The sequence below is a fragment of the Bacteroides sp. AM37-9 genome (assembly GCF_003603455.1).
GTDB lineage: Bacteria > Bacteroidota > Bacteroidia > Bacteroidales > Bacteroidaceae > Bacteroides > Bacteroides xylanisolvens.
Genome location: NZ_QTNF01000025.1, coordinates 33,773 through 57,868, shown reverse-complemented (window position 1 = coordinate 57,868; position 24,096 = coordinate 33,773). Strand labels below are relative to the sequence as shown.

At 42.9% G+C, this 24,096-nt stretch carries 17 protein-coding genes, 1 tRNA gene and 1 pseudogene; 12 read left to right on the top strand and 7 right to left on the bottom strand.

Going from position 1 to position 24,096, the window contains the following annotated elements:
• Positions 1–9: 9 nt before the first annotated feature.
• A complete protein-coding gene (locus DW862_RS16900; protein WP_117683260.1) occupies positions 10–870 on the top strand; it encodes a helix-turn-helix domain-containing protein in 861 nt (286 codons plus the stop codon).
• Here DW862_RS16900 and DW862_RS16895 read toward each other — a convergent pair.
• Positions 860–2,212: an MATE family efflux transporter gene (locus DW862_RS16895; protein WP_004299380.1), complete on the bottom strand. Its 1,353-nt coding sequence runs from the start codon at positions 2,210–2,212 to the stop codon at positions 860–862. The genes DW862_RS16900 and DW862_RS16895 overlap by 11 nt on opposite strands.
• Positions 2,213–2,317: 105 nt before the next feature.
• Here DW862_RS16895 and lysS point away from each other — a divergent pair, with 105 nt between their 5' ends.
• The 3 genes from lysS to DW862_RS16880 all read left to right on the top strand — a co-directional run bounded on the left by lysS (position 2,318) and on the right by DW862_RS16880 (position 6,519).
• Entirely contained in the window at positions 2,318–4,045 is a 1,728-nt protein-coding gene (gene lysS / locus DW862_RS16890; RefSeq protein ID WP_049702077.1) for a lysine--tRNA ligase, read from the top strand.
• Positions 4,046–4,071: 26 nt separating this feature from the next.
• Positions 4,072–5,067 (top strand): NAD(P)H-dependent glycerol-3-phosphate dehydrogenase, encoded by a 996-nt coding sequence (locus DW862_RS16885; RefSeq protein ID WP_004299378.1) that lies wholly within the window; start codon positions 4,072–4,074, stop codon positions 5,065–5,067.
• Between the two features lie 114 nt (positions 5,068–5,181).
• Positions 5,182–6,519, top strand: a complete 1,338-nt coding sequence (locus DW862_RS16880) for a glucose-6-phosphate isomerase (protein WP_004299377.1) — start codon at positions 5,182–5,184, stop codon at positions 6,517–6,519.
• Between the two features lie 179 nt (positions 6,520–6,698).
• On the opposite strand, the gene DW862_RS16870 is transcribed toward DW862_RS16880, so the two are convergent.
• Positions 6,699–7,205 (bottom strand): DUF5035 domain-containing protein, encoded by a 507-nt coding sequence (locus tag DW862_RS16870; RefSeq protein ID WP_004313491.1) that lies wholly within the window; start codon positions 7,203–7,205, stop codon positions 6,699–6,701.
• A gap of 247 nt (positions 7,206–7,452) precedes the next feature.
• On the opposite strand from DW862_RS16870, the gene DW862_RS16865 reads away from it, so the two are divergent.
• The 5 genes and pseudogenes from DW862_RS16865 to DW862_RS16845 all read left to right on the top strand — a co-directional run bounded on the left by DW862_RS16865 (position 7,453) and on the right by DW862_RS16845 (position 13,791).
• Entirely contained in the window at positions 7,453–8,262 is an 810-nt protein-coding gene (locus DW862_RS16865; RefSeq protein ID WP_008024965.1) for a hypothetical protein, read from the top strand.
• A gap of 37 nt (positions 8,263–8,299) precedes the next feature.
• Positions 8,300–8,983, top strand: coding sequence for an HAD family hydrolase (locus DW862_RS16860; RefSeq protein WP_004299374.1), 684 nt, complete (start codon positions 8,300–8,302; stop codon positions 8,981–8,983).
• A 119-nt stretch (positions 8,984–9,102) separates the two neighbouring features.
• Positions 9,103–11,958 (top strand): annotated as a pseudogene (locus DW862_RS16855) (bifunctional fucokinase/fucose-1-phosphate guanylyltransferase); the annotation flags it as partial.
• 545 nt (positions 11,959–12,503) lie between these two features.
• Positions 12,504–12,920, top strand: a complete 417-nt coding sequence (locus tag DW862_RS16850; protein ID WP_049702073.1) for a hypothetical protein — start codon at positions 12,504–12,506, stop codon at positions 12,918–12,920.
• 88 nt (positions 12,921–13,008) lie between these two features.
• Complete coding sequence (locus tag DW862_RS16845; protein ID WP_087317189.1) at positions 13,009–13,791, top strand: hypothetical protein; 783 nt, start codon at positions 13,009–13,011, stop codon at positions 13,789–13,791.
• A 170-nt stretch (positions 13,792–13,961) separates the two neighbouring features.
• Here the strand turns inward: DW862_RS16845 and DW862_RS16840 are convergent.
• Positions 13,962–14,034 (bottom strand) — tRNA-Arg (locus tag DW862_RS16840).
• Between the two features lie 221 nt (positions 14,035–14,255).
• Here DW862_RS16840 and asnA point away from each other — a divergent pair.
• On the top strand, positions 14,256–15,293 hold the full coding sequence (gene asnA, locus DW862_RS16835) for an aspartate--ammonia ligase (protein ID WP_004299370.1): 1,038 nt from the start codon (positions 14,256–14,258) through the stop codon (positions 15,291–15,293).
• Between the two features lie 6 nt (positions 15,294–15,299).
• Entirely contained in the window at positions 15,300–15,962 is a 663-nt protein-coding gene (gene ung, locus DW862_RS16830) for a uracil-DNA glycosylase (protein WP_004299369.1), read from the top strand.
• A gap of 176 nt (positions 15,963–16,138) precedes the next feature.
• Here the strand turns inward: ung and DW862_RS16825 are convergent, their stop codons facing one another.
• The gene (locus tag DW862_RS16825; RefSeq protein WP_015531394.1) at positions 16,139–18,853 is read right to left on the bottom strand and encodes a putative LPS assembly protein LptD; all 2,715 of its coding nucleotides are present in this window, start codon (positions 18,851–18,853) and stop codon (positions 16,139–16,141) included.
• A gap of 89 nt (positions 18,854–18,942) precedes the next feature.
• Positions 18,943–19,479, bottom strand: a complete 537-nt coding sequence (locus DW862_RS16820; RefSeq protein ID WP_004312347.1) for an HDIG domain-containing metalloprotein — start codon at positions 19,477–19,479, stop codon at positions 18,943–18,945.
• Positions 19,480–19,549: 70 nt separating this feature from the next.
• Here DW862_RS16820 and DW862_RS16815 point away from each other — a divergent pair, with 70 nt between their 5' ends.
• A complete protein-coding gene (locus DW862_RS16815) occupies positions 19,550–20,716 on the top strand; it encodes an exo-beta-N-acetylmuramidase NamZ domain-containing protein (RefSeq protein ID WP_087317282.1) in 1,167 nt (388 codons plus the stop codon).
• A 132-nt stretch (positions 20,717–20,848) separates the two neighbouring features.
• Here DW862_RS16815 and DW862_RS16810 read toward each other — a convergent pair whose 3' ends face one another.
• Entirely contained in the window at positions 20,849–21,712 is an 864-nt protein-coding gene (locus tag DW862_RS16810) for a Bro-N domain-containing protein (RefSeq protein ID WP_008024972.1), read from the bottom strand.
• A 42-nt stretch (positions 21,713–21,754) separates the two neighbouring features.
• Positions 21,755–23,839, bottom strand: coding sequence for a BT4734/BF3469 family protein (locus tag DW862_RS16805; RefSeq protein ID WP_087317192.1), 2,085 nt, complete (start codon positions 23,837–23,839; stop codon positions 21,755–21,757).
• Positions 23,840–24,096: the final 257 nt, after the last annotated feature.

Genomic DNA, 24,096 nt, shown 5'->3' with positions numbered 1-24,096 from the left:
AAAAGGAATATGGAACCACTGATGCCATTCAAGTATGTTATAATATCTCCGGAAGATACTTCCATGAAAGAAGGATGCATTATTTCCGAATTCAACCAATGCGGACTTTTCCTCTGCCAGAAAGGACAGGCGGAAATCCTGCTGGGAGGTAGACCATATCAGATTAACAAAAGGAATCTTTTCATATATACTGCAGCCAACCTTCTACAGATACGCCAAAGAAGCGCAGACCTGAAAGGAATCATGATAGAGGTCGATCTGGATTATGTCATACCGATAGTAAACAAAGTAGCCAACTCGGAAAACTTGCTTTATTTGCGGGAAAATCCCTGTCTGTCGCTTTCCGAAGAGCAATATACATTTGTAGAGAACTTGCTCAAATCTGTAGAAAAACGAATTAATAGGGAGAATATCTGTAACAGTTCCCGACAGAAACAACATTTAATTTCTGAATTAATCAAATCCTGGGGACAAGTGATATGCTATGAGTTATTAAACATCTATTTCAACAACGAACCGCAAACACCACTACCACAGGACAAAAAGGATAAGATTTTCCAAAATTTCATGATTACCCTCTATCGATATTATCATCAGGAACGGGATGTTACTTTCTATGCAAACAAGCAATGTCTGTCCGCCCGATATTTTTCTTCTGTCATCAAGGAGAAATCAGGGAGTAGTGCTTTGCAGTGGATTATACAGAATGTCATTACAGAAGCCAAATATCTGCTCGATAATACCGATTTAAGTATTAAGGAAATAGCGACCAAGCTCAACTTCCCCACACAATCATTCTTCGGGAAATATTTCAAGCAGTATGTCGGCATATCTCCTAAAGAATATCGGAACAAACTTATCAAACAGTAACTTTCTTAAACTGCCGGAACTGCCACCACAACATACCTCCGGATATAAGACTAGCCGCCAAATCTGCCACAGGCATACTGGCCCAAACACCCATTTGTCCATAATAATGAGGTAGAATCAATAAACAGGGCACTAAGAATAACATCTGTCGGGTCAGCGACAAGAAAATGGCTTTACTTGCCATTCCGATACTCTGGAAGAAATTGGAAGCTACCATCTGGAAACCTACAATCGGATAGAAGAACACCACTACACGAAATCCCTTAGACGCAATACTGATTAATTCTGCGTCCGAAGTAAAAATGGAAGATACGATTTCCGGAATGAACATACCTATCAGGAAACCAATCGTTGTCACTACAGTTGCACAATAAATGGTTACTTTCAGTACTTCCGTCACACGAGGATAGAGCTTCGCACCAAAATTATATCCCGCAATGGGCTGCATCCCCTGGTTCAGTCCCAATACAATCATAATAAAGACAAAAACAATACGATTAACAATACCGAATGCACCGATCGCCAAATCACCTCCATGCTCTTTTAATCCCTGATTAATCAGAATCACAATAAAGCAAGACGCCATATTCATCAGGAAGGGAGACATACCGATAGCCAATGAATCCAACACGATCTTCCGTTTCAAACGGAAAATACCTTTTTTCAATCGTATCAGTTCGTCTTTGCGACAGAACAGATGAAGCTGCCAGACCAAAGCGATCAACTGCGCACAAACCGTAGCTGTGGCCGCCCCGCGAATTCCCCAGTCGAATACAAAAATAAACAAAGGTGCAAGTAATACATTGATTAACACGGTCGTGATGGTTGCCACCATCGCTTTCTGCGGATGTCCCGAGGCACGAAGCACTGCATTCAGCCCCAAATATAAATGAGTTACCACATTTCCCAGCAGAATAACCTGCATAAATTCGCGGGCATATTTGACAGTCTCATCACTTCCGCCGAAAAAATAAAGTATCGGATCAAGAAAAGGCAGAACGACCAGCGTAAAAGAGATACCTATAATAAGGTTTAATACAAACACATTTCCCAAAACCCGCTGTGCGGTATCATAATCTTTCTGGCCCAACTTCACAGAAATCAATGTAGCCGCACCTACCCCTACCAGAGAGCCAAAAGCCGCGGCAAGATTCATTAGCGGAAAGGTTAATGCCAACCCGGAGATAGCCATCGCCCCTACTCCATGACCAATGAAAATACTATCTACCATATTATAAAGAGAAGACGCCGTCATGGCGATAATTGCCGGAATGGCATACTGCATTAAAAGCTTTCCAATCTTTTCCGTACCCAACGCAGTGGGTGTCTTTTGTCCTGTCATACCTATTAGTTTGAGGGTGCAAAGATACAAAAAAGAGACGGATTACAGGATATATGAGAAAAGTTTCGTATTTTTGCCCACAAAATTGAGTTAATACGTAACGAGATGAATATATTAGAACTAAGTGAACAGGAAATTATTCGACGTAACAGTCTGAATGAGCTTCGTGCAATGGGTATTGATCCATACCCTGCAGCAGAGTATGTAACCAATGCTTTCTCTACAGATATTAAAGCTGAATTTAAAGACGACGAAGAGCCACGGCAGGTTTCCGTAGCCGGCCGTATCATGAGCCGCCGCGTGATGGGTAAAGCCTCTTTCGTTGAATTGCAGGACTCTAAAGGTCGCATCCAGGTGTACATCACCCGTGATGATATCTGTCCGGGAGAAGACAAAGAACTGTACAACGCTGTATTTAAACGCCTGCTCGACTTAGGTGACTTTATCGGTATCGAAGGTTTCGTGTTCCGCACACAAATGGGTGAAATCAGTATCCATGCAAAGAAACTGACTGTACTTGCAAAGTCTATCAAACCGTTGCCAATCGTTAAATACAAAGACGGAGTAGCTTACGACTCTTTTGAAGATCCCGAACTCCGTTATCGCCAACGCTATGTTGACCTGGTAGTAAATGACGGTATCAAAGAAACATTCCTGAAACGCGCCACTGTAGTGAAAACATTGCGCAACGTTTTGGATGAGGCTGGTTACACGGAAGTGGAAACTCCTATCCTGCAATCTATTGCCGGTGGAGCCAGTGCACGCCCGTTCATCACTCACCATAACTCATTGGATATAGACCTTTACCTACGTATCGCAACAGAGCTTTATCTGAAACGACTGATCGTAGGTGGTTTTGAAGGTGTATATGAAATAGGTAAGAACTTCCGTAACGAGGGCATGGATAAAACTCACAATCCGGAATTTACCTGTATGGAACTTTATGTTCAGTACAAGGATTACAACTGGATGATGAATTTCACCGAAAAACTGCTGGAACGTATCTGTATCGCTGTAAACGGCTGTACGGAAAGCGTTGTTGACGGAAAAACTATCAGTTTCAAAGCTCCTTACCGCCGCCTGCCTATCCTGGATGCTATCAAAGAAAAGACAGGATACGACCTGAACGGCAAGAGCGAAGAAGAAATCCGCCAAGTTTGCAAGGAACTGAAAATGGAGGAAATCGACGAGACAATGGGTAAAGGCAAGCTGATTGATGAAATCTTCGGAGAATTCTGCGAAGGTACGTATATCCAGCCGACTTTCATCACCGATTATCCGGTTGAAATGTCTCCGCTGACCAAGATGCATCGTTCTAAACCGGGACTGACCGAACGTTTCGAGTTAATGGTGAACGGTAAAGAGCTGGCTAATGCTTACTCGGAATTGAATGACCCGTTGGATCAGGAAGAACGTTTCAAAGAGCAGATGCGTTTGGCCGACAAGGGAGACGATGAAGCGATGATTATCGATCAGGACTTCTTGCGTGCTTTACAATATGGTATGCCTCCTACATCGGGTATCGGTATCGGTATCGACCGCCTGGTAATGTTAATGACCGGACAGACCACTATTCAGGAAGTATTATTCTTCCCGCAAATGCGCCCGGAAAAAGTAGTGAAAAAAGACGCTGCCGCTAAATATATGGAATTGGGAATCGCAGAAGACTGGGTTCCGGTGATCCAAAAAGCCGGTTACAACACTGTAGCTGACATGAAAGATGTCAATCCGCAGAAGTTGCACCAGGACATCTGTGGCATTAACAAGAAATATAAATTAGAACTGACCAATCCGTCGGTAAACGACGTAACTGAGTGGATACAGAAAATTTAATAAGTTCTTCATCCAAATCCATACAAATGAAATTACCCGGCAAGATAGCGATAATGGGCGGAGGAAGTTGGGCTACAGCCATCGCAAAGATGTGTCTGGCCCAGGAAGACTCTATCAATTGGTATATGCGGCGAGACGACCGCATTGCCGATTTTAAACGATTAGGGCACAATCCGGCTTATCTGACAGGAGTGAAATTCGATACAAGACGCATCACGTTCAGTTCCAACATCAACGATGTGGTGAAAGAATCGGATACACTGATCTTCGTCACTCCCTCTCCTTATCTGAAGGCGCATCTGAAAAAACTGAAAACCAAGATAAAAGATAAGTTTATCATCACCGCTATCAAAGGAATCGTACCCGATGACAACGTTATTGTATCGGAATACTTCACAAAAGAATATGGTGTACCACCAGAAAATATAGCAGTCCTTGCAGGTCCCTGCCACGCAGAAGAAGTAGCCTTGGAACGCCTCTCCTACCTGACTATCGCCTGCCCTGACAAAGACAAAGCACGTATCTTCGCACGTCGTCTGGGAAGCAGCTTCATCAAAACATCTGTCAGTGATGACGTAGCGGGTATCGAATACAGTTCGGTACTCAAAAACGTATATGCCATCGCTGCCGGTATCTGTAGCGGTCTGAAATATGGCGACAACTTCCAGGCTGTATTGATCTCCAACGCCATTCAGGAGATGAACCGTTTCTTGAATACGGTGCATCCGTTGAACAGAAACGTGGATGAATCTGTTTATCTAGGGGATTTATTGGTGACCGGTTACTCCAACTTCAGTCGCAACCGAACTTTCGGAACGATGATAGGTAAAGGGTATTCCGTTAAGAGTGCGCAAATTGAAATGGAAATGATTGCGGAAGGTTACTATGGTACGAAATGTATCAAAGAAATCAATAAACATCATCATGTCAATATGCCGATACTGGACGCAGTGTACAACATTCTGTACGAACGTATCTCACCAATGATCGAGATTAAACTGTTGACTGACTCTTTTAGATAAAAAAATATTAAGTATTAAGTATTAGGCATTTAAGTATTACCCGCAGGTACTCATACTTGACAATCCATACTTGATGACTAATACTTAATACTTAAAACTTAATACTTAAAAAATATGATTAGTTTAAACATTGAAAAAACATTTGGATTCATCTCCAAAGAAAAGGTTTTTGCTTACGAAGCTGAAGTAAAAGCCGCACAGGAAATGCTTGAAAAAGGTACAGGCAAAGGTAACGACTTTTTAGGATGGTTGCATTTGCCTTCTTCTATCACTAAAGAACACCTGGCCGACCTGAACGCTACTGCAAAAGTATTAAGAGACAATTGTGAAGTAGTAATCGTAGCCGGTATCGGTGGTAGCTATCTGGGTGCCCGTGCCGTCATCGAAGCTTTGTCTAACAGCTTCACTTGGTTGCAGGAAAAGAAAACAGCTCCTGTCATGATCTATGCAGGACACAATATCAGCGAAGATTATCTGTATGAACTGACTGAATATCTGAAAGACAAGAAATTCGGTGTCATCAATATCTCCAAATCAGGAACTACTACTGAAACAGCTCTTGCTTTCCGTTTGCTGAAAAAGCAATGTGAAGATCAGCGTGGCAAAGAAACTGCAAAGAAAGTAATCGTTGCTGTGACGGATGCCAAGAAAGGTGCTGCCCGTGTAACAGCCGACAAAGAAGGATACAAAACATTCATCATCCCCGATAACGTAGGCGGACGTTTCTCTGTCCTGACTCCGGTTGGTTTGCTGCCTATTGCAGTGGCCGGATTTGATATCGACAAACTGGTTGCCGGTGCTGCCGACATGGAAAAAGTATGTGGTTCGGACGTTGCATTTGCTGAAAACCCTGCTGCTATCTACGCTGCTACCCGCAATGAGTTGTACAGAAATGGTAAGAAGATCGAAATCCTCGTTAACTTCTGCCCAAAACTGCACTATGTAAGTGAATGGTGGAAACAGCTTTACGGAGAATCTGAAGGAAAAGACAATAAAGGTATCTTCCCTGCATCGGTAGATTTCTCAACAGACCTCCACTCTATGGGTCAATGGATTCAGGAAGGCGAACGTTCTATCTTTGAAACGGTGATTTCAGTAGAGAAGGTTAACCACAAACTGGAAGTTCCTTCTGATGAAGCAAATCTGGACGGCTTGAATTTCTTAGCCGGCAAACGTGTGGACGAAGTGAACAAGATGGCCGAATTGGGAACACAGTTGGCTCACGTAGACGGTGGTGTACCTAATATGCGTATCGTACTTCCGGAATTGAGCGAATACAACATCGGTGGTCTGCTCTATTTCTTCGAAAAGGCTTGCGGTATCAGCGGTTACTTGCTAGGCGTGAATCCATTCAACCAACCGGGTGTGGAAGCATACAAAAAGAATATGTTTGCGTTGCTTGACAAACCGGGGTATGAAGAAGAATCTAAAGCAATCCGTGCAAAACTGTAATCAAGAACGTTTTTATAAACGGTAAACTATAAACAATGAACGGTGAACAACTATGCTATATGCATAGATTTGTTCACCGTTCATTATTCATTGAAATCCAAAATGGAGACATTCCTAAATGTCCCTATTTAGTTACAATTTACCGACTTACTTTGCTAGTTGCTACCACTCGTCAATTTTCACTTATCATCCTCCGCTTTCGTCTTCAAACCGATTTCTTCCTGTGCTCCTTCACATTCGGCTTTGGAAGAAAGATAGAACTCTAATTTTACATCGCCGTTCTTATCTACTTGTTTGATGGTCGCAATCACCATAATTTTAGCTTTTGACACACCATCCTTAAAACGAAGCTGTCCCTTTTCCACATCTGTCAGATTTCCCTCTGTAGATACTTCTGTTTTCTCAAAGATGAGTTTAGTATCCACTTCATCATCATTCTGAAGTCTAAAGGTTTTCAGTTCAGCTCCATTTCCATCCAAAAGCAGAAGAGCTTTCACTTCGTCCCCCACCTTCAAGGCCGGCAATTCGTCCCTCTGATTCGCATAGTCTTTTTCACCGGAACCGGAACTTTCATCCTCCGATTCAACCTTTGCATAAAGCTTTTCTATCTTGATAACAGGACTTTCCCCACTATCAGAGCAGGCGCCTAAAAACAATGGTAGCAACAATAATACTCTCTTTTTCATGCTATCGTCGAGTTTATAACGTTACAAAAATACACATATTCTTCTAAACAACAAATAATTATACAAGTAATACGCCGCAATTCAGTAGTGCCGAACAGTCTACACGACAAGAGTTGGCAGTAGATACCACATGGCAAGTAATCACTAAACTATCTTCCCGTTCTAACTTATCTCTCGTTTTTTATCGTTATCTTTGCCTCATATACAACTGTAGATTAAGCGAATCAAACTAAAAAGAACAAATAAAATGACAGGAAATTTATTAAAGAAATCCAGTGGATTCATATTATTATGTAGCATATCATTGCTAATGCTCGTAATGACCGGTTGCCAGGAAGCCAAACTCAAGACAGTGATCGGAGTAGCCAACAAACAGTGTCCGATAGACATGGGAGCAGTCGGCACGATCACCAGCATCATCTACGACGGGAATAACGTAGTGTACACGCTGAACATGAACGAAGAGATTACCAATATAAAGATATTGAAAGACAATCCGGAAAGCATGAAATCATCTATCACAATGATGTTTCAAAATCCGGCAGCAGATGTAAAAGAGATGCTCAAGTTGATGGCAAAATGCAATTCCGGATTACACATGATATTTGTAGGGAATAAGTCGGGCGAACAAGCGGTTTGCGAACTTACCGCCGAAGAACTGAAAGAAGTGATTAATACAAATGCCGATCCGGCACAAAGCGGACAAACAAAGCTTGAAGCGCAACTGAAAATGGCGAACCTGCAATTCCCGATGCAAGCCAGCGAAGAAGTCATTGTCGAAAAAATCGAGGTCATAGGCGAATCGGTTGTTTATATATGCAGTGTGGACGAAGAATTGTGTCCCATCAGCCAGATTGAAGAAAACGCAGCAGAAGTGAAAGAGGGTATTGTATCAACACTGGCAAGTCAGACCGATCCCGCCACCCAGATATTCATCAAAACCTGTGTAGATAACAATAAAAGCATAGCTTACAGATATATCGGCAAGGAATCCGGTCAGCAATACGATGTGATTATTCCTCTGTCTGATCTGAAGAAAATGCTTATAGAAAAATAAAATATCATCTTAAAAAGATTCTGCAACGTACCAAAGTATGAAAAAGAAACTGAAAGCCGTCCTGTTTGACATGGACGGCGTACTTTTTGACTCTATGCCCTATCATTCGGAAGCCTGGCATACAGTAATGAAATCTCACGGACTCACTCTTAGTCGCGAAGAAGCATATATGCACGAAGGACGGACAGGAGCCTCCACTATTAATATTGTTTTCCAACGTGAACTGGGCAGAGAAGCTACCCAAGAAGAAATAGAAAGTATCTATCAGGAGAAAAGTGTTTTGTTCAATTCGTATCCTGAAGCAAAACGTATGCCCGGTGCATGGGAGTTGCTACAAAAAGTGAAAAAGGATGGATTGATTCCGATGGTGGTCACTGGTTCCGGCCAACTATCCCTGCTCGAACGGTTGGAACACAACTATCCGGGAATGTTTCGTAAAGAATTGATGGTTACAGCGTTCGATGTAAAATATGGTAAGCCCAATCCCGAACCGTATCTGATGGCATTGAAAAAAGGCGGACTTAAAGCTGATGAAGCCATCGTAGTAGAGAACGCTCCGTTAGGAGTGGAAGCCGGACACAATGCGGGTATCTTTACAATAGCTGTAAATACAGGTCCTTTGGACGGACAAGTATTGCTGGATGCCGGAGCCGATCTGCTACTGCCATCCATGCAAGCACTAAGCGATCATTGGGATACGCTGTTTGAAAAGAACACCTAAAAGCTGAAAAGATAATTTATTCTTCAAAACAGGAGAAAAACATTGAAAAGAAGGAATATAAATCGTATTTTTACAGGAGTTTAATTCACTTAGATTCCATCTAAGCCAACGCAGATTCTACTATGCAAAAGTTATTATCCTTACCACCCAATTTGATCCATTGCTTCCACGAACTGGAAGAAGTCAACCATACCGATTGGTTTTGTACATCAGACCCCATTGGGAGCAAACTAGGCTCCGGCGGCGGAACGACATGGTTATTGCAGGCCTGCCATCAGGCATTCGCGCCACAAAAATCTTTCGGCAACTGGATAGGAGATGAAAAAAGAATATTGCTCCATGCAGGCGGACAAAGCCGTCGCCTGCCCAGCTACGGACCTTCCGGCAAAATATTGACTCCGATCCCGATCTTCAGTTGGGAAAGAGGACAAAAACTCGGACAGAATCTATTATCATTGCAGCTCCCGCTCTATGAAAGGATTATGAATCAGGCTCCGGCCGGTCTGAATACGCTGATCGCAAGCGGAGATGTATATATCCGTTCGGAAAAGCCACTCCAGGATATTCCGAATGCAGACGTAGTATGCTACGGCTTATGGGTAAATCCTTCCTTGGCAACCCATCATGGTGTATTTGTTTCCGACCGGAAAAAGCCGGAGGTTCTCGACTTCATGTTACAGAAACCTTCTCTTGAAAAGTTGGAAGGATTATCGAAAACTCATCTTTTCCTGATGGACATCGGTATCTGGATTTTGAGTGACCGCGCCATCGAAGTATTGATGAAACGGTCATTAAAAGAAGGAACCAATGATATTAATTATTATGACTTATACTCGGACTACGGCTTGGCTTTGGGAGAGCATCCCAAAACGGAAGATGAAGAAATCAATCAGTTATCCGTAGCCATATTGCCTTTGCCCGGTGGAGAATTCTATCATTATGGCACAAGCCATGAACTGATTTCTTCTACTTTAGCCATACAAGACAAGGTACGCGATCAAAGAAGGATCATGCACCGGAAAGTAAAACCGAATCCGGCTATCTTTATCCAGAACTCTATCACACAAGTTTCCCTTTCTGCAGACAATGCCAACTTATGGATTGAGAATAGCCATGTGGGAAAAGGCTGGAAACTGGGGTCCCGCCAAATAATAACAGGAGTTCCCGAAAACCAATGGAACATCAACCTGCCGGATGGAGTCTGCATCGACATTATCCCCATCGGCGACAATGACTTTGTTGCACGTCCGTATGGATTGGATGATGTGTTCAAAGGAGCGTTAGACAAATCAACGACTACCTATCTTAATATCCCTTTCACCCGCTGGATGGAAGAAAGAGGAATTACCTGGGAGGATATAAAAGGACGCACCGATGATTTACAATCAGCATCTATCTTCCCCAAAGTAACTTCTGTTGAAGATTTAGGCATATTAGTGCGCTGGATGACATCGGAACCCCAACTGGAAGAAGGGAAAAAACGTTGGCTCAAAGCAGAGAAAGTTTCTGCCGACGAAATCTCGGCAGGCGCCAACCTCAAACGTCTTTATGAACAGCGCAACGCTTTCCGTAAAGAGAACTGGAAAGGACTGGCGGCTAATTATGAAAAAAGCGTATTCTATCAACTTAACTTACTGGATGCCGCAAACGAATTTGTACGTTTCAACCTGGATACTCCCGATGTCCTGCAAGAAGATGCCGCACCCATGCTACGGATACACAACCGGATGCTTCGTGCACGCATCATGAAACTACGTGAAGACAAAGATTGCGCAAAAGAAGAACAGGCAGCCTTCCAACTGCTTCGTGACGGTTTATTAGGAGTGATGAACGAACGTAAAAGTCATCCCACACTCAACGTTTATTCCGATCAGATTGTATGGAGCCGCAGCCCTGTACGCATTGATGTGGCAGGAGGATGGACGGACACCCCTCCCTACTCTCTTTATTCAGGAGGAAGCGTTGTCAATCTTGCCATCGAACTGAACGGCCAACCGCCGCTGCAAGTATACGTTAAACCCTGCAAAGAATATCATATTACCCTTCGCTCCATTGATATGGGCGCAATGGAAGTGATACGAAATTACGAGGAACTGCAAGATTACAAAAAAGTGGGTTCTCCATTTTCCATCCCCAAAGCCGCCCTTACGTTGGCAGGTTTCGCGCCGGCATTCTCAACAGAATCCTATCCTTCTTTAGCCAAACAGCTGGAAGCCTTCGGTTCGGGAATCGAAATTACCCTGTTGGCTGCTATTCCTGCTGGCTCGGGGTTAGGTACCAGTTCCATTCTGGCCTCCACCGTGCTCGGAGCAATCAATGATTTCTGCGGACTGGCTTGGGATAAGAATGATATATGCAGTTACACATTAATATTGGAACAACTACTGACCACAGGAGGAGGTTGGCAGGATCAATATGGCGGTGTGTTTTCCGGCATTAAACTACTACAATCCGAAGCAGGTTTCGAACAGCATCCATTAGTGCGCTGGTTGCCCGATCAACTCTTTGTTCATCCTGACTACCGCGACTGCCATCTGTTATATTATACAGGAATTACCCGTACTGCCAAAAGTATTCTGGCGGAAATTGTCAGTTCCATGTTCCTCAATTCCGGTCCACATCTAAGTTTGCTAGCCGAGATGAAAGCCCATGCAATGGATATGAGTGAAGCTATCCTGCGCAGCAACTTCGATAGTTTCGGTCGATTGGTCGGCAAAACCTGGATACAAAACCAGGCATTAGATTGCGGAACCAATCCGCCGGCAGTAGCAGCCATTATCGAGAAAATCAAAGATTATACCCTAGGATACAAACTCCCCGGCGCAGGCGGCGGCGGTTATTTATATATGGTAGCCAAAGACCCTCAAGCAGCCGGACAGATCCGACGGATATTGACAGAACAAGCTCCCAACCCACGCGCTCGTTTTGTAGAAATGACGCTTTCTGACAAGGGACTTCAGGTTTCAAGAAGCTAAAGAAGAGGCATTGCCAGATTACCGGTCAATCTCATTCAGAACCACAAAAAACAAGCTTGGACAGATTCAAACGAAATGTCCAAGCTTCAATTTTTCAATGCCATAATGATCTGTTTTACATGTTGAGACTTGAAATAACTGTAAAGTAAATCATAATAATGATAAAACCAATAGCTCCGATAATCAGCGCCACACTAGCCCATTTCTTTTTTCTAGCTTCTTCCATTCTAATTTATATTTATGGGATTAATATAATTTATCGTCAGATATCTACTTCCGGAAAGCTATAAATACACTATATCAACATCATTTTTTTACTTCTTCATCGTTACAAAGTTAGCATTTTCTATGAGATTTCAATCATCTAAAACAACTTTTCATTCTCTTTAGACTAAATTATGCAACTACGGATAATAATATGGAACACAAGATTTTATCTATTACTGCTTTTATATCATGTGAAAGTTGTACATTTGCATAATCGACAATTCTGATTAAACACATTCACACCAGGAAAAGAATCAAAAAACAATAAAAATACAAAGATGAAATTACTTAAATTACTATTCGTTGTTTTGCTGTTTGCCTGCAATGACGACTCAAAAGACACTCCGACTACCGGAGAGCCCAAACAAATTGTTGTAGAAATGGACGCTGCCGCCTCCAATGTGACAGATGTTTCCGGCACATATACGTTGGAAGCCAATAAAGAATACTGTGTTCGGGAAGATGGAAAATATAAGATATTACTAGTAAAAAGCGTCTATACAGATAAAGAAGGAAAAGAAAAGGATATTCTTACTTACGGTATTCTTGATGTAGCAAAGAACAAATATCTCTATTATACAGCAGGAATTGATGTAGCCAAAAGACTGGAAAGAGACTGGAATTTCTATGATGACAACAACCCGGATAACGCTGCCAAACAGCTGATTTGCACTTCCCATCTGAAAGAGGAATAAATAGAAAATTAAAAAACGCAATTACCACAACCACGGGCAGTATATTAAAGATGCAAATTCTTATTTCCAACTTGGGCTATTAGTGATTATGAAAAGAATAATTCTCTCTTCCTTATTGGTTATTTTTGTTGTTGGCTGCATCGGAATTGGTAATCGTGAAGTTGCTGACAACGGGTACATGAACTCTGGTTATACGAAAAAAGAACTCGAAGCCAAAGGGGTCAATACCGAGCATCTGTTCGTATTTACAGAAAAATGTGCAACTTACAACGGGCAAGTATTCTCGATAGGCATCCCCATTGATTCCCTTATTAAAATATTCGGACCCGAAAATAGAATCCTCTACGGAAAAGATGGCAATGTGGGATATAACAACTATTTTTGGGATGAAATCGGCTTTGTCGCTTTAGTCTCCCCCGAAAAGGAGGTGATGCAGTTCAATTTGCATTGGGATTACGTGCCGAAAGAAAAAGAGTACGATTATGACGATCCGGATCCGGCTGAGGTTCCGGTTAATTTTTTCAAGGGCAAGATTCTATTAAACGGAGTTCCACTCGACAATACATCGGATTATGCGGATTATTGCAATAATAAAGAGGTGCAAAGTCAGTTGCGTAAATTGGCTCGAAAGGAAGGAATCAGAAATTACACTAAATGTTTTTATAATTACGGGGTCAATAGTGGATGTAACCGTTATCATAGTTCTTATCACAAGCTCTACTGCTTCGATTATACAATGTTCGAGATCGATCCCCTTGTCGCCCCCTGCTTCTCGTATCGGGTGAAAATATTCACCGAGACGGGACAAATTCATGAATTCGGAATGCAGCACGATGTCTATACCAATCCGGATGCTATCGACCTCTTTTAAATCTAACTGTCACCTTGAACATCAGCATGTTAGGTATTATATTTTCCACCAACAATTAACCAACAACTATCAACTACAACGAGTAAATCCACCATTTTAAGCCCAGTTCTACAAGGTATAACAAAGAAGAAATCCCTCAATAATCTACTGATTATCAAGGGATTCATCTGTGACCCCGGTGCGATTCAAACGCACGACCTTCAGAACCGGAATCTGACGCTCTATTCACTAAGCTACGGGGCCATTCTTTCTAAATGCGAGGACAAAAGTATAAAAAATCTTCTCATCTTCCTAATGATTCTTCTTTTTTTATAGTTCTTAAGGTACTTCCCCATGTTAAGACACTGTTATTTTGAAATGCTTTAGAGCATTTACTTTATCAAATTGACAATCTTTTAGAGAATATCCATTACATATATCAATTTTATTCCTATCTTTGCCGACAATTAACATTTAACAAACCTATGAGTTACTTGATAAAACCTAAGAACTATAATCCGCTACTCGACCTCAAACAGACCGAGCTGGGAATCAAGCAAATAAAAGAGTTCTTCCAATTAAACTTGTCATCCGAGCTACGCCTTAGACGTGTGACTGCCCCCCTTTTCGTATTGAAAGGAATGGGTATCAATGACGATTTGAACGGAATAGAACGACCCGTTTCTTTCCCTATTAAAGATCTGGGCGATGCACAAGCCGAAGTGGTTCATTCATTGGCTAAATGGAAAAGGTTGACCTTAGCTGACTATCATATCGAACCCGGATATGGTATTTATACGGATATGAACGCAATCCGTTCAGACGAAGAACTGGGCAACCTGCATTCTCTCTACGTAGACCAGTGGGACTGGGAACGTGTCATCACCAATGAAGACCGGAACGTAAACTTCCTGAAAGAGATCGTCAACCGTATTTATGCAGCTATGATCCGTACAGAATATATGGTATACGAAATGTATCCGCAAATCAAGCCGTGCCTGCCACAAAAGCTACATTTCATCCATTCAGAAGAATTGCGCCAACTTTATCCGGATCTGGAACCCAAATGTCGCGAACATGCCATCTGTCAGAAATACGGAGCTGTGTTTATCATAGGCATAGGCTGCAAACTTAGCGACGGCAAGAAACACGACGGACGCGCACCGGACTATGACGACTACACAACCAAAGGATTGAACGACTTGCCCGGACTAAACGGCGACCTCCTTCTGTGGGACAATGTACTGCAACGCTCCATCGAATTATCATCTATGGGAATCCGTGTTGACAAAGAAGCCTTGCAACGTCAGTTGAAAGAAGAAAAAGAAGAAAAAAGACTGGAACTTTATTTCCACAAGCGATTGATGAATGACACCCTTCCACTATCTATCGGAGGAGGTATCGGACAATCCCGCTTGTGTATGTTCTACCTTCGCAAAGCTCACATTGGAGAGATACAAGCCAGCATCTGGCCCGAAGATATGCGCAAAGAATGTGAAGAACTTGATATACACCTTATATAACAAACTATGAACGTACAAATTGAAGAAAGCTGGAAAGCACATTTAAAACCCGAATTCGACAAAGACTACTTTCGCACACTGACCGATTTCGTCAAAAGCGAATATAGCCAGTATCAGATCTTCCCTCCGGGAAAACTGATCTTCAATGCTTTCAACCTTTGTCCTTTCGACAAAGTGAAAGTTGTAATTATAGGACAAGATCCCTACCATGGACCGGGACAAGCACATGGTCTCTGTTTCTCTGTAAACGACGGAGTGCCTTTTCCCCCTTCATTAGTGAACATATTCAAAGAAATCAAAGCCGACATCGGTTCAGATGCCCCGACCACGGGAAACCTGACTCGCTGGGCAGAACAAGGAGTATTATTACTCAACGCAACTCTGACGGTACGTGCCCATCAAGCAGGTTCACATCAGAATCGTGGCTGGGAAACATTTACCGATGCTGCAATCCGTGCCCTGGCAGAAGAAAAAGAAAACCTGGTATTTATCTTATGGGGATCATACGCTCAAAAGAAAGGGGCGTTTATCGACCGCAACAAGCATCTGGTGCTCACCTCTGCCCACCCCTCTCCTCTTTCAGCTTACAACGGCTTCTTCGGAAACAAACATTTCAGCCGTACAAACGATTACCTGAAAACCCATGGAAAAACAGAAATCGCATGGTAGTTGGAGAAGTTGAGAATGGAGAGTTGAGAGTTAAGAATAAAGAGTAAAGAGTAAAGAGTAAAAAAATGGCTGCACTATTCGTCGAATGATAGCGCAGCCATTTTTCTTTTTCTATATTGTAGCAAAACAATTACACGTCCGAATTTCCACTCTCAACTCTCCACTCTCAACTTATCCTAGTACCACTGAATGTTACTTTGCGTTTGGCTTCTCTGCTCATACTTCAAGTCTTGCAAGATGCTTGCATTCGCACGGATGGTAACATTGTAATATTTCCAGCGTCCGAAAGGAGAAAGACTGGCGGACAGGTTGAAACAGTGCAAGTCACGGGAGATTGTACAAGAAGTCTGCGTAATCTCTTTTGCCTGAAAATCATAGCCCGAGTTGAACGAGAGCGACCAGTTATTAGAAATCTTTATATTTCCGTTTGCATTGATGTTATGCGTATACGTATAAGGATATCGCATGGAATAACGGTTAATAGGCTTAGACCTATCTTCACGGATATTAAACGAATAACTAAGGCTTAACGACCAAGGCATCTTAAACACCTGATAACCATCCGGGTCTGCCTGTGCTTTCTCTACTTTCTTAGGTGTAGTACCATCTCCTTCCGTTCCGTCAGATTCTTCATCGTCACTATCCTCCGACTTCTTATCTTTTCCTTTTTCATCCTCCTCTTTCGGACCGAACCATTTCTTCCATGTGTCATTATTAAAGGTATAGTTGAAAGAAGAACCATATCCTTGGAAACGCCCAAAACGACCATACGACCATTCTGTACGGTTACTGGTCACTACATTACCGCTTTTATCGAATGTATAAGCATACGTAGCGAATTGGGCATTCATATTGAAAGTATAATTCTTGGTCAGTTTCAGACGGAGGTTCATACTTAAGTCACTCCACGGTCTTTCCTTTGCCGCCATATTATAGGACATATTGGCACTCAAATCATCAATAAGGCTAACTTTCTTGACTGTATCATTCTTTGCGTCATAATACTTCATCTCCAAGTTATTAGCTATCGAGAAACTAACCGTTCCCGACCCCTCACGAGAAGGCACGCCATAAGGCTGATTGGTAAAAGGAGAATAATATTGTGTATTACCATTATAATCGGTATATTCTTCCCAGTACTTGCCAAATCCCGGAGCACCACTCAAACTCACCTGCGGTGTGAATACGTGACGAATCTGTATCTCCTTCTTCTTCGCAAAGATCGGTTTATACATACCATACAATTTCGTACTTAGAGCCAAACTAGCCGAGTAATTGGATACACGATAAAAGCCGTTAAGAGAATCGCCCGGCAATGATTCCAGCCTGTGAGTATCTTCGTTATAATGCTGATTGATTTTACGGGTGTACCATCGTTCTGTATAATTCACAGAAGGATTGACCTGCAAATATTTGAACAGCGTAAAAGTAGCACTGATAGGAATGTTATGGTTCATCGCATTCTCCCATGAGCTTAGTCCGGCTTTGAACAAATGGTCATCTTTAGTACGGATACTGTTTGTCAGACGTCCCGTATAACCAATGGAAATCTTCTCGTACCAACGTTCGGCTCCTGCCGCTTTCTTGCGCTTGAACGGAAACAGACGGCTCAACGTAATATTCAAGTCAGGCAAAGTGACCGCAATAGAAGAGTCACGCATTGTCTGTGCGATATTGGTAGTTCCGGATAAGGTCAGACCGATATCGGGAAAACTACGAGAATAACTAATACTTGATGTTTTGGTATTTTGAGTCAACAACTGCGAATTATAAAGGTTGTTGATATTAGAACGTTCATAACTACTGGTCGAGAAGTTCACACTGGCAGAGAATGTAGTGTTCGGACTGGCTTTAGCATCCTGTCGATGGTTCCATACCACCTTAAAGTCCTTAGCAACTGTATAGTCCGGCATCCCTTTATCTCCAGTCTTGGTGACCTGATAGTCCGCTTGCAGCGTACCGGAATATTTATAGCGTTTATTATAGTTTGTCAATCCAGACAATCTCCATGAACCTTTCGTGAAGATATCTCCCGTTATTTTCAAGTCCATGATATCACTCATGGCAAAGTAATATCCTCCTTCTGCCAAACCGAAACCACGACTGGAGTCATCCATATAAGTCGGCATAATGAAACCGGAAGAGTAACTGCTGGAGAATGGGAAGAAGAAGAACGGCACAGCCAACGGCAGAGGCACATCTTCCACAACCAGATAGGCAGGTCCTGTCACTACATTCTTTTTAGGGCGCACCTTAGCTCTCGTCAGCTGCATATAGAAGTGGGGATGATCGTGATGATCGCAGGTTGTATAACGCCCATGCTCCATGAAAATTTCATCATTGGCCCCTTTCTTCGCCTTGCTTCCGGTCACATATCCTTCTCCCTGCTGGGTGACGATATCAGTAATTCCCGCTTTCTTGGTTTTGAAGTTATATCGGATTGTTTCCGTATCATACGAGGTATCACCTTCTTTAAATACCGGTTTACCTTTTTCCACTCCGGTAGTATCCTTGATACCATAAGCATGCACAGTACTACTATCCAGATTCATCGAAATAACTTCCGCAGCCAGTTCGATGTTCTGATAATTCACTTTTCCGCTACCATAAAGTGTAGCGGCTCCTCCCAAAGTAAAGACAGTGGAGTCGTTGGATTCATAAACAACCGGTGCATCGAGTGGTTGTTTCTTCTTTACCGGTGCGATGGAATCAATGCGTACCGTTACCGTATCTGCTTTCAACGAATCATTTCCCTGAAGGGAATCCGTTTGTGCGGTATTGGAGGCAATCATTCCTCTTCTTCGACGCTGAGACGTAGCCTCATCGGGAAGCATCAGTAAGACAATCAGCAGTATGAATGATATAAGTATTTTTGCTTTCAATGGCGCCATTAACTAATAGTTTACGCTTGAAGTGGCAAAAGTACACAATCTTCACCAAATATGAGTTAGAATCTTCGTTATTTAATTATTTTTTAGTGCTATAAAAAGAGAGAACACCATCTATCAAAGCGGCTTAGGCCTTCTTCACCATATTTTGCAATACTTTGCCGCGCTTTTTCCACAGTTTTCTCTTCATCCAGATGGGTTTTAGAAAAGAATTTATCCGCAAAGCAAATCAATTGCTCTTCCAGGGTAATGGGCAGCATCTCACGATGAGGAACGGGGAGCTGCTGGGCAATGATATCTTCCAACGAGAGTCCGGCTCCCGTATGGCGTTCGCACACCAATGCGTGTTGGGGGAAACCTTCCGCCCGCAAGATTTCAGCTCCCAAATATCCGTGGGCGATATAAGGATGAGTGCCAAAGCACTGAATGGTGGGAGCATCGGTCTGAAAAATTCCAATATCATGCAACAGAGCAGCTTCTTTCACAAAACTCCGGTTTAAACGCAATTCGGGATGAGCATCCAGCATTTTCATTGCCTTTCCGGACACCGCCAGACTATGAATTACTAAGATTTGTCTCTGCTGCGTATTTTCCGGATAATATTTATCAATGATTTCGTATGGATTCATGTGCTTTATTTTTTGCTCTCTTGATGAGAAATTAATATTTTTGTGCAATATTACAAAAAAAATTACCGATATGCAAACTCGAGCTTCCTTCATTCTTATATTTCTATTCATTATGTTGTCACCAATGCGTGTAAGCAGTCAAATTGTCACGGGAGCAGAACAAATGGATCAATATATGCCGTTGCTGAAAGGAAAACGCATCGGAATGGTAGTCAACCACACTTCTGTCGTGGGAGCAAAGCGGGTTCATCTTCTCGATACCTTATTAAGGAGAGACGTCCGGGTAGTCAAAGCATTTGCCCCCGAACATGGTTTCCGCGGTAACGCGGATGCAGGTGAAACGGTGAAAGACGGAAAAGATTCCCGCACCGGCATTCCTATCGTATCGCTTTATGGTGACAACAAAAAGCCGTCAGCTGCCCAACTAAAAGATGTCGATGTGATTGTATTCGACATTCAGGATGTAGGGGCACGCTTTTATACCTATATAAGCACGATGTATTATGTGATGGAAGCTTGCGCAGAGAACAAGAAAGAAATGGTTGTACTGGATCGCCCCAATCCGTGCGATTATGTGGATGGTCCGATACTCAAACCTGCCTACCGGAGTTTTGTCGGTATGTTACCTCTTCCGGTTCTCCACGGATGTACCATCGGCGAACTGGCACAGATGATAAACGGGGAAGGATGGATTGCCAACAAGAAAAATCCTTGTTCATTAAAGGTAATTCCAATGACCGGGTGGAAACATGGAGAGCCTTATTCACTCCCCATCAAACCGTCGCCCAACCTCCCGAACGATCAGTCTATCCGATTGTATGCTTCACTCTGTCCTTTTGAAGCTACCCGCGTCAGCGTGGGACGGGGAACAACTTTTCCTTTCCAAGTATTAGGCGCACCTAATAAGAAATACGGAAGTTTCACTTTTACTCCCCGCTCCTTACCCGGTTTTGACAAAAACCCGATGCACAAAGGTATCACCTGCTATGGGGAAGACCTCCGGAATGTAACCGATGTGAACGGATTTACACTCCGCTACTTCTTGAACTTTTATCGCTTATCCGGTGAAAGCGCAGCCTTCTTCTCCCGTGCCCGATGGTTTGATTTGCTGATGGGAACTGACAGCGTACGCAAGGCTATCCTCAAAGGAGAATCGGAAGAGGCTATCCGGAATAGTTGGCAAAAGGAGTTACAGGATTACAAAGAGATTAGAAAAAAACATCTTCTCTATGAGTAAAAAAACTAGTATCATACTCTCATTCATTTTCATAAACCACTTATAATTAAAAGAATAAGTATGATAGATAACTATTATTTCCGGCATCTATCATACTTAGACCATCAAAAACGGGGTATCTATCATACTTGATTAATCCACGCTCTCTCCTGAAGTTTCATTTTTTTCCCGTTCATCACCAACTTGCAATGCACTTTTTGCATTAAGTGGAGATATAACAGGGCGTTTTAGCTGACTTTCCAATTGCTTGCGAGCAACTCTTGCCACATTTCCCCCATCTTTTGCCACTTCGGCATTTTCAGCAAAACCGGATGGGTTTCTCTCTTTGGACAAATCCGTAGTAGCCGTTTCAGCAAGCATATTAAGGATCAGTTCAGTGTTCGTCATATTGTCACGGAGATTTTCTTTCTTCAATCCTTTAAACTGCTTATATTCTTTTGCCGACTTTTCAGCCCATGTCTGATAAATTATATCCGTTAATGCAGCAAACTGAACGCCCTCTTGCATCCCATTTCTTTTCCATTCGTCAGTAAGTTCCTTCCGTACTTCAATTGATTTCAATCGTTGATTAATCCAATTGTCCGAGTAACCTAAAGATTTATATTCCATCATCGCCCGATTTATAGTCAGTTCGGGGTCCTGCATTTCATCCAGACGCTCTTTGGCGACTTGAGCCATCCACATTTTAAAGGGTTCCGCTTTGGGCGAGGGAATAGACTGAATTAGACGGAAAAGCTGTTGGGTTGTAGCTACATCTGTCTTATACAGCTTACCGTCGGAAGAGGGTAATTTCAGTTGGTGACAACTTGTCACCAACTCACTGCCTTCTGCTTTGAGACGCTGTTTCAACTTATTCCAATACTTGCGTCCATCAACACTTTCTGTTAGCACGCTTACCACATCCACAATGGAAAAATACCATTCCTCCTTTTGGTCATCCCAAACAGCACGGATCTTTTTATCTTCAAATACTTTTATAGCATCTTTTTTAGTCATAGCATTATATATCTGATGTAAATAATTAATAAATAACAAAATCTATTCTACCTCCAAAGGTACAACATGATAATACGTACCATACGTTTTCCGTTTAGATTTCACTCCGAGCCGCTGCAAGATACGTCCGAAATAAGACGCCTGCCTGGCGGAAAACGTCATTTTACTTGCTTTCTGAATCCGCCGCAGAATATCAATAGCCAGTAGCCATTCTCCTTCTTCCTCTTCTTCCGCCCTACGATAATAAACCATAAATAATTGTTCGATGGCAGGAGATTGTTCAAACTCCCGGTTGTTTTCCGTCATGATAGCCTCTTCTTCGGAGTCAAACCAATAACGTTCGTTGTGATAAAGCAACTCCAACGCCTGTGCATAAAGCTGTTCATAATCAATAGGACGCGACACATCTATAGCTCCCGTCATGTAAATACCGATGAAACGACGGCTACCGGAAGTATCCGTCAACAAGTCCCGATGATTGCTCGTGGCAATGAACGATGCATACCGGCGAAGCTCTTCCACTGCCGAAGCATTCGGACGACGTGTGTTCACCACCGGCTTTTGCAGAATATGTTTCAGAAAAGCCTGCTGGGTAGGACTAATCTGATCGAATTCATCCATATTGATAAGCAGAAAGCGATTCAGATACAACTCCGCGTCCCGTTTCCGACTGAAATCAATGCTATCCGTATAGTACGCCTGTAAAGCAGGAGGAAGAAGCATTCTGCAAAAAGTCGATTTCCGATATGCCTGTGGACCAATCAGCAAAGGTGACGTACTGTTGGCGTGTTTCTTATCCATTCCCCTCCAATGGGCAACCATATTCAAAAACCACCGACGGAACAACGGCGCCCAATGTGGATTATCACAGGGAACACGGTTGGCCAGTTCCAAAATCCGGTCTTTACCATCCCAGTGAGGCAGATGATACAAAAAATTCTCCACAGGCTGATAAACAGGCACATGATCAGAATCCAAATAGCGGATTACGTCCCTATCCCACATTTTCACCCCTTCATACATGGCATTCATCGTGATACTCGCCAGCACCCGCTTGTCCACCGGACGAAAATAGAAATTAAAACTATTCCGTTCGCGATATTCCACTTCCGTGGTCAGCGTATTGTATCGAAATTCATAACGGCGCTTCATAAATTCGTCCATCTGCATGGCGAAAAGCTGTTCGGCCGTCAGACTGCTCTTCTTGCCGAATCCCTTGGCGGAACGGTAGACACTTTTCACAGTTTCGCGAATCAGTAACTCGTCCGAAGGGAGCCGGTAGTGCGCCTTTGTCCACCGCACAGTATCTTCTTCGGGGATACCTGCCCGAAAGCAATGCTCCGCCAAACACACTAGTAGCGGTTGCAGATCGTCTCCTTCCCGGTATCCGTCCAGTTCTTCGAGCGCCCTGTTGAATGCAGCGGAGAAAAGCACCGACAATGCTTCATAATTTTCATATCCGGGCGCCATTCGCTGCAAAGGAGAATCAGTTTCCCGCGTTCGTTTGATAAAAGTCGTTTCGGACGGAAGACTGACGGGCTGCTTCATATAAATGGGCATTGCTTTCGGATTGAAATAAAGTTCAGGATCATACGTCAGCCTGCAATATTGTTCGAGCGACGGTTCTTTCAGTTCGATATCAAAAGGCAGTTGTGGCTGATAATATTTCACAGCCGTCTGATAAGCATGCGCGTGAAAAAGTTCCGCTTGCTCGCGTAAAGTCGGCAAGCGGTCGTCCGGATAGGTGAACCGCACCCATATCTTTACTGATTTGCCGGAAGATCCGGTAAAAGCAAGGTATGTTTGCGGAAGCTCTTTGACCAGTTCTTTTATTTCGTCGGCTTCCGCCCTCCCCGAAAGGTTATTGACTTCCATCATCACTATGCCGTTATATTCATTCAGGGTCATTACCCCTTCTTTACGGACAAAAGCTGCGGCAGGCATCACTTTGGGAACTTTACGCACCTCTTCAATCGAATTTCCCGGAAGAGTATACCGCAAGACTTCCCTCATCTTTGAGACGGGCTGCGCCTTGACTTCCGTTTTCATCTGCTCCAAAAGGAGCTCCATTTTCAACGTCCGTAAGGTTTTTACCTTGCCATCGTCTCTGACTAATGTTATTTTCATCTTTTTTTATTATTATTTCCAGTAAAAGGAAAGCTGCACTACAGCCATACAAAGATACAACATGCTCTTCGTCCAAACAAATTTCACTGCTTTTATTTGCCACGCCACACGACTTTATTTTATAGAAATAATGCTTACTAAATTTGCGAATAAAGGCAGGATGATGTATCTTTGCAGGCAGTAAGACTTCAGCCCGCATAAGTGTGCCGTACAGCCCACCTATGCGGGCTGTATAGTTTACATCTGTGGGCTCTACA